The 14,133-nt window shown below is 39.2% G+C and carries 15 protein-coding genes; 7 read left to right on the top strand and 8 right to left on the bottom strand.

Translation table 11 applies throughout. The features are described 5' to 3' along the window. Positions 1–27: 27 nt before the first annotated feature. Genes kdsA through ACEW8O_RS01550 form a run of 3 tightly spaced genes read right to left on the bottom strand, consistent with a single transcriptional unit; the run spans position 28 to position 2,978 of the window. Positions 28–873 (bottom strand): 3-deoxy-8-phosphooctulonate synthase, encoded by an 846-nt coding sequence (kdsA, locus tag ACEW8O_RS01560; protein ID WP_373492865.1) that lies wholly within the window; start codon positions 871–873, stop codon positions 28–30. Position 874: 1 nt separating this feature from the next. After that, a complete protein-coding gene (locus ACEW8O_RS01555; protein WP_373492864.1) occupies positions 875–1,435 on the bottom strand; it encodes a KdsC family phosphatase in 561 nt (186 codons plus the stop codon). 1 nt (position 1,436) lies between these two features. Continuing rightward, the gene (locus ACEW8O_RS01550; protein ID WP_373492863.1) at positions 1,437–2,978 is read right to left on the bottom strand and encodes a GNAT family N-acetyltransferase; all 1,542 of its coding nucleotides are present in this window, start codon (positions 2,976–2,978) and stop codon (positions 1,437–1,439) included. 247 nt (positions 2,979–3,225) lie between these two features. Between ACEW8O_RS01550 and ACEW8O_RS01545 the strand changes: the two genes are divergently transcribed. The 7 genes from ACEW8O_RS01545 to ACEW8O_RS01515 all read left to right on the top strand — a co-directional run bounded on the left by ACEW8O_RS01545 (position 3,226) and on the right by ACEW8O_RS01515 (position 9,739). Beyond that, entirely contained in the window at positions 3,226–4,038 is an 813-nt protein-coding gene (locus tag ACEW8O_RS01545) for a mechanosensitive ion channel family protein (RefSeq protein ID WP_373492862.1), read from the top strand. Between the two features lie 76 nt (positions 4,039–4,114). Beyond that, positions 4,115–5,050 (top strand): hypothetical protein, encoded by a 936-nt coding sequence (locus tag ACEW8O_RS01540; protein ID WP_373492861.1) that lies wholly within the window; start codon positions 4,115–4,117, stop codon positions 5,048–5,050. 352 nt (positions 5,051–5,402) lie between these two features. Next, positions 5,403–8,177: a leucine--tRNA ligase gene (gene leuS / locus ACEW8O_RS01535; RefSeq protein ID WP_373492860.1), complete on the top strand. Its 2,775-nt coding sequence runs from the start codon at positions 5,403–5,405 to the stop codon at positions 8,175–8,177. Positions 8,178–8,271: 94 nt separating this feature from the next. After that, a complete protein-coding gene (locus ACEW8O_RS01530; protein ID WP_373492859.1) occupies positions 8,272–8,589 on the top strand; it encodes a hypothetical protein in 318 nt (105 codons plus the stop codon). Between the two features lie 29 nt (positions 8,590–8,618). Then, positions 8,619–9,143: a peptidylprolyl isomerase gene (locus ACEW8O_RS01525; protein WP_373492858.1), complete on the top strand. Its 525-nt coding sequence runs from the start codon at positions 8,619–8,621 to the stop codon at positions 9,141–9,143. A 132-nt stretch (positions 9,144–9,275) separates the two neighbouring features. Further along, entirely contained in the window at positions 9,276–9,503 is a 228-nt protein-coding gene (locus ACEW8O_RS01520) for a type II toxin-antitoxin system HicB family antitoxin (protein ID WP_373492857.1), read from the top strand. After that, positions 9,500–9,739, top strand: a complete 240-nt coding sequence (locus tag ACEW8O_RS01515) for a type II toxin-antitoxin system HicA family toxin (RefSeq protein ID WP_373492856.1) — start codon at positions 9,500–9,502, stop codon at positions 9,737–9,739. The genes ACEW8O_RS01520 and ACEW8O_RS01515 overlap by 4 nt, the downstream gene beginning before the upstream one ends. Here the strand turns inward: ACEW8O_RS01515 and ACEW8O_RS01510 are convergent, their stop codons facing one another. The 5 genes from ACEW8O_RS01510 to ACEW8O_RS01490 form a co-directional block, all read right to left on the bottom strand. Then, complete coding sequence (locus tag ACEW8O_RS01510) at positions 9,740–10,693, bottom strand: ABC transporter ATP-binding protein (protein ID WP_373492855.1); 954 nt, start codon at positions 10,691–10,693, stop codon at positions 9,740–9,742. A 4-nt stretch (positions 10,694–10,697) separates the two neighbouring features. Further along, positions 10,698–11,042 carry an MmcQ/YjbR family DNA-binding protein gene (locus tag ACEW8O_RS01505; protein ID WP_373492854.1) on the bottom strand — a complete coding sequence of 115 codons (345 nt, stop codon included), beginning with the start codon at positions 11,040–11,042 and terminating at the stop codon, positions 10,698–10,700. 175 nt (positions 11,043–11,217) lie between these two features. Beyond that, positions 11,218–11,412 (bottom strand): DUF6728 family protein, encoded by a 195-nt coding sequence (locus ACEW8O_RS01500; RefSeq protein WP_373492853.1) that lies wholly within the window; start codon positions 11,410–11,412, stop codon positions 11,218–11,220. Between the two features lie 92 nt (positions 11,413–11,504). Next, positions 11,505–13,490, bottom strand: a complete 1,986-nt coding sequence (gene ispG / locus ACEW8O_RS01495) for a (E)-4-hydroxy-3-methylbut-2-enyl-diphosphate synthase (protein ID WP_373492852.1) — start codon at positions 13,488–13,490, stop codon at positions 11,505–11,507. Positions 13,491–13,495: 5 nt separating this feature from the next. Next, positions 13,496–14,133, bottom strand: a 638-nt coding sequence (locus ACEW8O_RS01490; protein ID WP_373492851.1) for an SDR family oxidoreductase, incomplete at its 5' end; no start/stop codon positions are given.

Genomic DNA, 14,133 nt, shown 5'->3' with positions numbered 1-14,133 from the left:
TGTGGTTATATACTTATTTCTCAAATCTCAGACCTCAAAATCCTGGTAATTTTGACCCAAGGACCAAGATTCCAACAACATGGTCAAAAAGCCATTCATTTTATCCAAAGGAATCAGATTTGGCCCATCGCTGAGTGCTTTGGATGGGTCAGGATGGGTCTCTATAAAAAACCCGTCAACTCCGGTTGCTGCTGCTGCCCTGGCCAAATATGGGGCAAATTCCCTTTGTCCGCCACTGCTGCCGGCCATTCCTCCCGGCTGCTGCACACTGTGGGTGATGTCAAATACAACAGGTGCAAATTGTCTCATGATGGGCAATCCTCTCATATCCACAACCAGGTTATGATATCCTAAGCTGAAACCTCTTTCGGTCAGGCAAACATTATTGTTACCTGTTGACCTCACTTTGGAAACTGCATACTGCATGTCTTCCGGTGCCATAAACTGTCCCCGCTTGATTTTCACTGCCTTTCCGGTTTCTCCTGCTGCCAACAAAAGATCCGTCTGTCGGCACAAAAACGCCGGAATCTGCAGCACATCTACTACCTCAGCCACTTCCGCAGCCTGATAACTTTCGTGAATATCCGTCACCAAAGGTACCTGAAGTTCTTTACCAACTCTTTGCAGGACTTCCAGGGATTTGTCCATACCGATACTCCTGAAGGAGGACGATGAAGTTCTGTTTGCTTTGTCAAAGGAAGCTTTGAAAACATAGGAAAACCCCAATCGGTCAGCTATTTCCTTCACCTTGCTGCCTATTTCTATACAGATATCAAAACTCTCGACAGCACAGGGACCGACAAACAAAACAGGTTTTCCGTTGCCAAGAACTATCTGTTCCGAAATATGCATGGGTATGTTGGATCTTTTCATATTATGGGTTGATATACTTGTTGATAATAGGTGACAACAATCCCTTGGATTGTAAAATTAAATCTGCGACTTCCCTGAATACCCCCTGCCCTCCCTGAAGGGAAGATATAAAATCAACATGTTCAGAAACATAAGGGAGCGCATCAGCAGGACAGGCAGAGAAACCTACTTTTGTCAGAATCGGCAAATCAATCAGGTCGTCTCCGATATATCCGACTTCATCTAAACTTATTTCGAGAACTTCGAGAACTTCGAGAACTTCCTTCAGCTTTTGGAATTTATTCTTGATACCGTGGTAATGAAAATCAAAATGCAGTTCTTCACATCTGTTTTCCACTACTTTAGAGTTCCTTCCGGTGATGGCACCCACTAGAATGCCGTTTTTCCGCAAATGTGCGACAATTAAACCGTCTTTGACATTGAACCTTTTGTATTCCATGCCTGCATCATTATAAATGATTCCACCATCAGTCAAAACTCCATCCACATCGGTAATGAGCAATTTTATCTTTTCAGCCTTTTGGGTGACGGTCTCTGTGATTCCTTTCAGGTAGTTATTCATTTTATTTCTTTTTCTTCCATTGAATAGAATACAGATCTAACCTTCGCTGATCGAGATTCCGGACACTTCCCGCTTTTCTCTGTTTGGTCAGAAGATCCAGATCCACATCTGCCACAATGGTCGTCTCAGCATTTTCTGCCGCCTGTGCCACTGTGGCATCATGGGGGAAGGAAAAATCAGAAGGGGAATATATCGCTGATTGAGAATACTGAATATCCATATTTTCAACTCGGGGCAAGTTACCCACAGAACCGGTAATGGCTACATAACACTCATTTTCAACAGCCCTTGCTTTGGCACAGGTATTTACCCGTAAGAAAGCATTTTTTGTGTCGGTCCAATAGGGCACAAAAAGAATATCCATTTCCTGTTCGGCCAAAATCCTGCCCAATTCGGGAAACTCCACATCATAGCAAATCAAAATTCCGATTTTACCTGCATCTGTATCAAATGCCCTGATGCCATTTCCTCCCTGAAGACCCCAATAAGATTGCTCATCAGGGGTAATATGCAATTTATACTGCTTGTCAGTGGTACCGTCTCTACGACAGAGGTAGCTTACATTCCGGAGTTTTTTGCCATCATATTCAGGCATACTTCCAGCTATGATATTGACATTATAAGAAAGAGCAAGGTCGCTCATTCTACTGACAATTTCATCTGTATAGTCTGCAAGATTCCTAATGGCTTCCGAAGCATCCATATCATTGAATTCCGCCAACAATGGAGCGTTGAAAAATTCAGGTAATAAACAGAAGTCCGATTTATACCCTGAAACAGTATCCACAAAAAACTCAACTTGCTGCATCAGGTCATCGACACTGTTGAACCGTCTCATTTTCCACTGAACCAGCCCCAACCTGACGATGGACTTTTTATTGCCGATCAGTTTTTCATCTTTCTCATAATAGATATTGATCCATTCCAAGAGTGTAGCGTATGCCCTTGAATCAGTATCTTCAGGAAGGTATTTGGTAATTACTTTTCGGACGTGAAATTCATTGGCCAATTGAAAAGACAAAACAGGATCAAAAATCTCTTTGCTTTTCACCATGTCAATATATTTCCGGGGAGTCATCTGATCGAAATATTTGGAATATCCCGGAATCCTTCCCCCTGCAATGATGGACCGCAGGTTCAGGTTTTCACAGAGTTCTTTTCTGGCATCATACAACCTCCTGCCTATCCGCATCCCCCGGTAATCTTTATCTACAAAAACATCTGTTCCGTACAAGGTGTCCCCATCGTCGTCGTGGGTGTCAAATTTCCCATATCCGGTAATCTGATCATAGGTGTGGTTATCGCCGAACTTTGTATAATCTACAATAAGGCTCAATGCCGCGGCAACTACTCTCCCATTATCCTCAATACAAATCTGTCCTTCGGGAAATACTTTGAGCTGGTTTTTCAATTCCTGTCGGGTCCATGCCCCACCCGGTTCTTTATAAATGGTGACCATGATTTCACGGATGTCATCATAATCAGAAAGTTTAATATTTCGGAGCTTAAGCCTGTGCTCCAGTTCATCTCTTTGTTTACTCATGATACAAAATTAACCAAAATTCAATCAAATATTTTTAATTCTGCTTTTTTGAAATTCAAAACAGAACTATCTACCGTATTTCAAACAAAAGTCTAACCAAAACTATTATTATTATATATTAAGATTAATTTAGCTTTCGATTATACCAAAATCTTTTGGGAAATAGTATTGGAACATTAAAAATCATATAAAATTGGACAAATTCTTCGATTTGCTTAACGACTTAATTAACTACAGGCTATTTAGCATGGGTGACTCAAAGGTAACCTTTGGATTGATTTTTACATTGATTTTTTCCATTATCGCCTTATTTGTCATTTCGGAATGGATTAAAAAATTTCTTATAAGTAAAGTACTTAAAAGTTACAATATCCAACAGGGCACAAGGCAATCAGTAGGTACCATTGTCAAATATCTGCTCATCATTGCCGGGATGTTTTCCATCCTTCAGACCACCGGTATTGATCTCAGTGCTTTTGGGATTTTAGTTGGTGCATTAGGTGTAGGTATTGGTTTTGGCCTTCAGAATATTACCAATAATTTTATCAGTGGTCTGATCATTCTTTTTGAGCAACCCATTAAAGTGGGGGACAGGATTGAAGTAGAGGGAATTGCGGGTGATGTCCTTAAGATATCCGCTAGATCCACCACAGTCCTAACCAATGACAATATCAGTGTAATTATCCCGAATTCTAAATTCATCGATGACCAGGTTATCAACTGGTCTCATAATGACCATCGGATTAGGTTCAATTTTCCAGTGGGTGTTTCTTACAAAGAAAAACCTGAAAAAGTAAAGCAAATTTTAATTGAAGTCGCCTTAAACCACAGTGGCATATTAAAGGAACCTAGACCTGATGTATTGTTTGATGAATTTGATGACAGTAGTTTAAATTTTTTTTTAAGGGTTTGGACTTCCGAATTTGTTAATAAACCAAAGGTTTTAAAAAGTGAGCTTTACTATGAAATTTTCAGAAGGTTTAGTGAAGAGGGAATAGAAATTCCTTTCCCTCAAAGAGATATACATATCATTACCGGAGGTGATGCATTGAAAAATTGATTTTTTTTATTTTCTTTAGGTCGGATTTCTGTATATCTCGCATCTAATTGCCCCGAATGCTTTAATACTTATTAAAATGAAAAAGATAATTTTCATATTTTTTGCCATTTTTCTGTCTATTGAAGGCTATTCACAAAGCTTTTATAGGTACAGGTTTGATGCTCCATGGTCTGTTTCAGCATCGGTAGGGCCTACACAGTATTTTGGTGAATTGTATTCACTTTGGAAATATAATGAAGGAATTCAGCCTGACTGGAATGCAAATGTAGCTATCCGAAGGACTGTGGGCACCTATATAAGATTAAGAGGTGATTTTACCTATTATCAGATTTCCGGTCAGGATCCGCCGGCAGATCCCCGAAGTCTAAGACAACCAAGAAACCTGCATTTTAGAGCAAGAAACTGGGAGGCCACAGGAATCGCAGAGTTTCATATCAAGCCGGTAAAAGTTTATAATATCACCAGAAGTTTTTTTAACCTGTATGGCTTTGCAGGAGTTGGGGTTTCGAGTAATAACCCAAAGGCAGAACTAAATAGAAACTGGGTTGATTTAAGACCATTGCAATTGGAAAATAATCCCTATGAGAAACATATTATTGTTTTTCCGACCGGAATTGGGATGAAGTATAAATTAAATGTCTATACCGACCTTACAGTGGAAATGAATTACCGATGGACCTTGACAGATTATATGGACGACATCAGTGCCTTCAACATCAAAGAATTTTACGTGGATTTGGTCAATGACTATGGCGTCAACGGTGATGGCCCCCGTCCCGACCGATTGAGATTGGCTATCAGAAATCCCAACTTTATCAAAGAGAACGGAGAACCCGACGTGGATAGAATTCTAAACAATGGAGGAAGGATTAGAAGAGGTTCAGGATTGACAGAAAGATATGATGGTTTCCTTTCCTTTAATATCGGCTTGGAGATCTATTTGGCACCTGACATCTGGGACAACTGGATTTTCAGAAACAGGGTCAATGAGAAAAGTTTTAGATTCTGGTAGAAATAGATTTTAGATTTTAGATATAAGATTTTAGATTTTAGATCCTTAACCCTGAAATTATTGTTTTAACAAGAATAATTCAAGGTTGAATGTTTTAAAGAGCGATTCTGCCCAACTTCGGTCTTCCAGCTTCCGTCCTTTGTGATTTTAGATTTAAGATTTTTTCGGCAATGCACCAAATTTTGGTTTATTCACATCAGGTCAAGGATGAATTTTTATTGGCCGGTTTTCTTCGGTCTTCTGTCCCCTTTCTTCCGTCCTTTGTAAAAGCAATTGCAGGATTGTCAGCCAATTCCCGCTAATTTTTCTATTTTTGCAAGCAATTCATAAAAAGCAACGCAATTATTCAATAATGGGTGATTACAATTTTCAGGAAATAGAAAAAAAATGGCAATCATACTGGGAGATAAACCGGATTTTCAATGCCAAAGTAGATCAAACCAAACCTAAGTTTTATTCCTTGGATATGTTTCCATATCCTTCCGGTGCCGGACTACATGTTGGGCATCCATTGGGATATATTGCCTCTGATATCATTACCAGATTTAAAAGATTGGAAGGATACAATGTCCTGCACCCCATGGGCTATGATTCATTTGGATTGCCTGCTGAACAATACGCCATTCAGACCGGCCAACACCCTGCCATTACTACCGAACAAAATATCAACCGCTATACTGAGCAACTCAAAAATATAGGGTTTGCTTTTGACTGGAGCAAAGAAGTAAGGACTTCAAGCCCGGATTATTACCGATGGACACAATGGATTTTCATGCAGTTGTTCAATAGCTATTATGACAAGTCCGAAGACAAAGCAAAGAGCATAGAATCATTGATAGCCATTTTTGAAAAAGAAGGGAATGGCAACATTCAAGCTGTCTGTGATGAGGATACTGCTGTATTCACTTCTCATGATTGGAATTCATTTTCAGAGAAAAGAAAGCAGGAAATCCTATTGCAATATCGACTGACATTTTTGGCAGAAACCACTGTCAACTGGTGTGCTGCCTTGGGCACAGTTCTTTCCAATGATGAGGTAAAAGACGGCTTCTCAGAAAGAGGAGGCCATCCTGTGGAAAGAAAAAAAATGATGCAATGGAGCATGCGGATTACAGCCTATGCCGAAAGATTGCTTCAGGGTTTGGAGAAAGTCGACTGGTCGGAACCCATCAAAGAAATGCAGCGCAACTGGATAGGAAAATCCATTGGTGCAGAAATGGTTTTCCAGATCAAAGGAAAAGACAAACAGATCAAAGTTTTTACGACAAGAATTGATACCATTTATGGTGTGACCTATTTGGCTTTGGCACCCGAACATGAATATGTCCAGGAACTGATCACTGAAGACCAAAGAGAAACGGCCGAAGGTTATGTAGAAATCGCCAAAAACCGGTCAGAGAGGGACAGGATGTCTGATGTAAAAACCATCTCCGGGGCTTTTACAGGATCTTATGCGATCAATCCATTCAATGGTGAAGAAATTCAGATCTGGATCGCTGATTATGTTTTGGCAGGATATGGAACAGGCGCTGTGATGGCAGTTCCTGCCCACGATGAAAGAGACTACAATTTTGCCAGACATTTTGGATTGGAAGTCAGGCAGGTGATTGAAGGGAGTATGGAAAACGGTTCTTTTCCGGGAAAAGGCGGAACTATCATTAATTCGGGCTTTATTTCAGATCTTGAAATGAAAGATGCCATGAATAAGGCCATTGCATTTTTGGAAGAAAATAAAATCGGAAAAGGAAAAATCCAATACCGGATGCGGGATGCCATCTTTACCCGACAAAGATATTGGGGTGAACCTCTCCCTGTCTATTTCAAGGATGGATTGCCATACTTGATGGATGAAAAGGATCTGCCATTGGTCTTGCCTGAGGTGGATAAATATTTGCCTACGGAAGACGGAGAGCCTACATTGGGAAGGGCAAAAGACTGGACTTACATGACAGCGGATGGAGAATTTCCTTTAGAGAAAAGCACCATGCCCGGATGGGCCGGATCAAGTTGGTATTTTTTCAGATATATGGATCCCAAAAACACAGAGAAGTTTGTAGATCCCGAAAAGGAAAAATATTGGGGTGCAGTGGACCTCTATATTGGGGGAGCAGAACATGCAACAGGTCACTTATTGTATTCCAGATTTTGGACTAAATTCCTTTATGATATCGGAGCAGTAAGCATCGAAGAGCCTTTCCAAAAAATGATCAATCAAGGCATGATTCAGGGAAGATCCAACTTTGTATATAGAGTCAAAGGCTCCAATCAATTTGTGAGTTATGGTCTTAAGGACAATTATGATACTTCGGAAATGCATGTGGATGTCAATATTGTATATAATGACCAATTGAACATTGACAAATTCAAATCCTGGAGACCCGACTTGGCCGATGCCGAATTCATTCTGGAAGATGGGAAATACATCTGTGGTGCTGAGGTAGAAAAAATGTCCAAATCCAAGTACAATGTGGTCAATCCGGATGACATCATTGAGCGATATGGCGCGGACACCTTAAGATTGTATGAGATGTTTCTTGGACCTTTGGAGCAGTTCAAACCTTGGAACACCAACGGGATTGACGGTGTGTTCAAATTCCTCAAAAAACTCTGGAAGTTATATCATGACAGCAATGGTCAGTTCCAAGTTTCAGACGAAAAGCCAAACAATGAAGAACTGAAAACACTTCATAAAACCATCAAAAAGACCAAGGAGGATTTGGATAATTACTCTTTCAATACTTCTGTGGCTTCCTTTATGATCTGCGTCAATGAACTGACTTCACAAAAATGCAATAAACGTGAGGTTTTGGAACCTTTGGCTATTCTCGTTTCCTCCTATGCCCCGCATATTGCAGAAGAGTTATGGTCATTGTTAGGCCATTCCAAATCAATCATCTACGCAGCTTTCCCTGAGTTTAAAGAAGAGTTCTTGGTAGAAAACAATCACGAGTACCCGGTTTCTATCAATGGAAAAATGAGGACAAAGTTGACCTTGCCACTTTCATTGGGTAGGGAAGAGGTAGAAAAAGCTGCTTTGGAAGATACTACTGTTCTGAAATGGACAGAAGGAAACGCCCCTAAAAAGGTGATTGTTGTACATGGAAAGATTGTGAATATTGTTATTTAGTTTAATTCATGCCGTGACTTTGAGTATTCATGCCATGACTTTGAGTCATGGCATGAATTTACATGAATAGTCATGGCATTAATCAACACGCCCTATGAACAGATTCATTATCTCTTTTGCAGCATTGCTATCCTCAGGGATATTTGCCTATTCCTATTGGAGAGAATGGCTGGGGATAAAATATTTCCAAGGGGAAATGAAATTACAGTTAGGAAATCCTCAAGCACCCTATTTCCATTCCTCTGAGGATCTGTATATGAGAGTTTTGCTCATATTTGGGATTTTGTTTGGAATCATTTTTTTGAGCACGCTTTATTTTACCATCAAAGGAAAAAAGGGTTGGATATTTCTATGTTTTATATTTGCCATGCTCAGTATTATGGCGGTAATGGTCAATGGGGCAATAAAATAAACCTACCTTTACATCTTTAACAACACCATATGAAAATCACAAAAAACACAGTAGTAGGTCTTACTTACGAACTCAAAGTCAGCAAAGAGGAAGAAAATATAGAGTCTGTCCCATTCAGTGTAGAGATAAGAGATCAGGATGATCCGTTTTATTTTCTGTTTGGAAACAGTGGATTACCCGAAAAGTTTGAAATCTTCTTAGAAGGAAAACAACATGGTGATAATTTCAACTTCATCATTCCGACAGAAGAGGCTTATGGTGAAGCCGATGATGAATTGATCATGGCCATGCCAAAAAACCAGTTTGACGCTCAAAATGGATTCGAACCGGGTATGTTGGAAGAAGGTAATTTTCTCCCATTGGTAGATGAAAATGGTTATCCTATGCAGGCCAAAGTGGTGAAGGATTTAGGTGAAGAGATTTTATTGGATTTCAACCATCCTTTGGTGGGATTCGATCTGCATTTTGCCGGAGAAGTTTTTGAGGTCAGAGAAGCTACCGAAGAAGAACTAAGCCATGGTCATGTCCATGGAGAACACGGGCATCAGCATTAATGATTAAAAATAATTACCAATCATAACTTTGGTAATGGTTCTCACACCGTTAATGTTTTGCAAAAGTTTGGGGCTCAAATCTTTGTGAATTATTAAATTAAATCACTTAATTTCATTTAAAATTATAGAGCCATGAAATCATACCAATTCGCAGCACAAATAGAAAAAGATAAAGAGTCAAATTTATATATAGGAATAGTTCCAAATCTTCCGGGAGCACACACGCAGGCAAAAACTCTTGATGAACTGCATGTAAATCTAAAAGAAGTCATTGAACTATGTTTGGAGGAAATGACTACCAAAGAAATTGAAGACTTACCAGAATTCATTGGAGTGCAGCATTTTTCTGTTTCTGTATGAGTAAGCTTCCTATTATTGATACTTTGACTTTTGAAAAAATTCTAACTTCACTTAACTTTCAAATAGTTAGACAAAAGGGAAGTCATGTTTTTTACCGCCATCCGGATGGAAGGTATACCACATTACCCCATCATAAGGGAACTGACATTTCAAGGCCACTTATCCGTAGCATACTTAAACAGATTAACCTCAACACAGAGGATTTTATCAAAATACTGAGGGATAAGAAAGTTTAATTAAAAACCGATTTCCTTTTCTTCCTCCCATTTCAAAAACAATTTTTCACCAACATCAAATGTTCTTTTTTTATCTTCAACTTTCCACAACGTACCATCAGAGAGTTTTACGGTCAGTTCGTTGTAATGCACAAGATATTTTTTTTCTGTGATTTTGGCAGATACTCCACTTGATTTGAATAATTGGATATCAGAAGGTCGGATATATGTTTTTGATTTGCCGGGGATGGGATTCAGATGACTGAAAAGTTTGGCTGCATATAGGTTTTTTGGTTTGGTAAAAATCTCCTCAGGATGTCCTTGCTGAATGATTTTACCCTTTTGCAAGATCACCAAATCATTGGTCATCTGTAGGGCATCATCAAGGTCATGGGTGATAAACACAACTGTTACACCCAATTTCCCAAACATGGTTTTCAATTCATCGATCAGTTCCCTACGCTGAATTTGGTCCAAACTTGAAAACGGTTCATCCAAGAGCAATACTTGGGGTTCAATACTCAAAGCCTTTCCGATTGCTACTTTTTGTTGTTGCCCACCGGAAAGTTGTTTCGGCTTTTTATCTTTGAAGTCTGTCAGGCCAAGTAATTGGAGCAAGGTGGCAACCCTTTTTTTCCTGTATGCTTTTTCATACAGAAACAGGGGCCTGTCAATATTCTCTTCGACAGTTGAATTGGGAAATAACTTGTAATCCTGATATACAAGTTGGATTTCTTCATAGCCTGGAATCAGCTTTTCCTTTGGATTTTGGATACGTTCACCTTCCAAAAAAATCTCCCCTGAGTCCCTATTTTCCGTTCCTGCAATAATTCTCAGCAAAGTACTTTTACCGGAACCACTCTCTCCGACCAATGAGATGATTTTACCTTTGGGAATATCAAGGGAAAAATTATTTAGAACATAATTTTCTTTTTGATAGCTTTTTTTGATGGAATCAATTTTAAGATAGCTCATGTAGTCAAATGGATTCCCGCTTTTTCTTAGGCAAACTATTAAAAATCAAATCATAGGAGTGATCCACCAATTCCAAAATAAGATTATCAGGAACTGACCCGTCAAATGATACCGTATTCCAATGCTTTTTGTTCATATGATATCCGGGAACAATTCCTGTAAATTTTTCTCTTAACTCAACAGCTCTTTCCGGATCACATTTTAAATTGACACTTTCAAAAAGCTCAATATCAATGATGGCAAATATTTTATCTGCGACTTTAAAACAAAGGGTATTTGGATCAAAAGGGGTATCTTCTGAAGTACCGGGTTTTGAAAGACAATATTCTCTGAAAAAAGTAATGTTCATTGTTCAATTTTTAGGTTGCAATTATTTCATCAGAAGACTTACACGGTTTGCCATGCGTGACCGATGACCGATGTCCGATGTTGGCATGATTGACATATTAACCAGCTTTGAGTTTACCATTTTTGTTGGTATGAAACCTAATACTCTAATAATTTTTTTAAAACTCATTCGAAAATCAAGCGATTACCCGCTTAACGATCCAAAAAATAATCCCCATCAGGAATATCAAAATGGTAATTTTATTGATGCCATGCATCATCCTGATATTGATATTGGATGGTCTGTCAGGGTCAGGTTTTCCGAATACCCTGAAAAAATAATTCCCAACTTCACCAAGCTTAAAAAACTCTTTAATTTTATTCTCTGACATCTTTTCTGTTGTTGATAATTAGTAATTTATTTTAGAGCTAATGTTATCATGGTTCCATACTGTTTCATGATAACCTATACAACCTATACAACTCAATCAGCGGCTTCAGGTTCAATCCACACACCATCTTTTCTGATTATTTCTATCAATTCATCTACTGCATGTTCGGAGGGGACAGATTTCTTTACAACTTCTTTTCCCCTGTATAAAGTGATTTTACCTTTTCCTGAACCTACGTATCCAAAATCCGCATCAGCCATTTCACCCGGTCCATTTACGATACAGCCCATAATCCCGATTTTTACACCCTTAAGATGGTCAGTTCTTTTTCTTATCATGGCTGTGGTTTCCTGTAAATCAAACAGGGTTCTTCCACAGGAAGGACAGGAAATATACTCTGTTTTGGACATTCTTGTCCTTGCCGCCTGAAGAACTCCAAATGAGACAGAGTTATGCAATTTGATCTGTTCCAAAGTTGAACTTCTTTCACCATCTTGAAAACTTTCAATCCCCAACATGATACCCTCTCCCAAACCGTCAATTAACAATCCTCCCACATCAGTGGCTGCATATAGCATGATTTTATCCTGGTCCAGAACAGGATAACTTATCTTGACAACAACCGGTATTTGGTTATGGTTTTCCAATAACGTGATAAAAGCACGTCTCAGGGCCGCCATTTGATGGCTGTTTGAGCTGCTTAAGATGATGACAATGTCTCTTCTGTTTTCTATCCAATCTAAAGCCTCGTTGATTTCCAAATCAGTAAGCATCAGAAAGTTCACACCATTGTGGAAAGTATCTGCCGATTTGAATTGATCCAAAGTAAACGCAGGAAACTTATTGATTTGATCAGTTTCATTTTTCCAAATTGAATAATTCTGAATTTCCTTCATTCCATTTGGAAGCATAAATGGAATTGGATTTGAACCGGAATAGACATAATCTGCTCCCTGATCATTCATTTTCCATTTATCAAGTTCAGGCAAATAGAAATGACCAACATGCTTCATTTCTTTTGAGGAGATATTGTCTATAACAGAAATATCCGCAATCACCCGAGGGACATTTCCCCCTCCAAAGTTGAGGACTTCTCTTGTTAATCTTTTATTATACTCAAAAGGAGTAATTGGATAATGATGAATTTCCTCAATATCCTGATGTCCTGATCTTTCCAGATACCTGTCCACCAAACTTTGTGCAACAGGTGATTCAAATTCAGGATCTTCTGTCAGTGATACCCTCACCGTATCACCCAAACCATCCTCCAACAAAGTCCCAATTCCAACAGCTGATTTGATTCTTCCATCCTCACCATCTCCCGCCTCTGTCACACCTAAGTGAAGTGGATATGGCTTAAAACCACCTTCATCCAGTTTTTGAACCAAGAGTCGATAGGCTTGTACCATGACCTGAGTGTTGGACGATTTCATCGAAATGACGATATCATGGTAATTTTCATCTTCGCAAATCCGGAGAAATTCCAATGCCGATTCTACCATCCCAAGTGGAGTATCGCCATAACGGCTCATGATCCTGTCTGAAAGAGAGCCATGGTTGGTACCGATACGCATAGCAGTTCCATATTCTTTGCAGATTTTGACCAGGGGAAGAAAACGCTCCCTGATTCTTTCCAATTCTTCCTGGTAACTTTCGTCAGTATATTCTATGACCTCAAATTTCTTTTTGTCGGCATAGTTCCCTGGATTGATCCTCACCTTTTCTACAATCCTTGCAGCGATTTCAGCGGCATTTGGTGTAAAATGGATATCCGCCACCAATGGCGTATTGTAACCTAACTTCCGTAATTCATTTTTGATCTTTTGAAGATTTTCTGCTTCCTTCATGCTAGGAGCGGTAATCCGGATCAGTTGGCAACCGCTTTCGATCATGCGGATACACTGTTCCACAGAGCCTTGGGTATCCATAGTATCCACAGTTGTCATGGACTGGATCACTATTGGGCTGTCTCCACCAATGATCACATCTCCTACCTTGACGGGGATGGTCTTTCTTCTTGAATATTGAGTAAGGCTGTTACAGTACCTTATCTTTTCCAACAATGCTTTGGTTTCCATACTGATTATAAATCTCCTAATTGAGGTCTAATAACTATTTCTTCAACAACAGAAAAGGGGGAAAGGTTATATGCGCCCCAAACTGCTTCTGCCACGTCTTCTGACTTCATGAATCTTTCTACGGGAAGATCCACTCCTTCCCAACTCGCGGTATATGTAGCTCCAGGCAAAATTGAAGTCACTTTTATATTGTAATCCTTTAGCTCCTGCCTGAGGCATTTGGTAAATCCCAACATGGCCCATTTTGATATTGCGTAGCTGCCACCATTGGCATAGGCAGTTAGCCCTGCTATAGATCCAATGGAGAAAATATACCCTGATTTTCTTTTGATCATTTCTGGTGTAAATGCCCTGGTAAGATAATATGCAGAAAACAAGTTGGTCTTCATCATCAATTCAAAATTACCTTCCGGTTCTGAATGAATTGATCCCGGAAAGAAAACCCCTGCATTATTAACAATCACATCAGGGGTAGCAATATCTTTGACTTCATCTGTAAATACTTCAATTTCTTCTTTTACAGACATATCCACTTTTTTGATAAAAATTTTTTGCCCAGAATATTTAGAAGCAAAATCCTTTTTCAAACCCTTCAAATCCTTCAGATTTCTGGCACAGGTGAAAACATCAAATCCTTCCAAAG

Source organism: Aquiflexum sp., from assembly GCF_041749095.1.
GTDB lineage: Bacteria > Bacteroidota > Bacteroidia > Cytophagales > Cyclobacteriaceae > Aquiflexum.
Note: the sequence above shows the minus strand (reverse complement) of the source record. Positions and strands in the feature narration are given on the sequence as shown.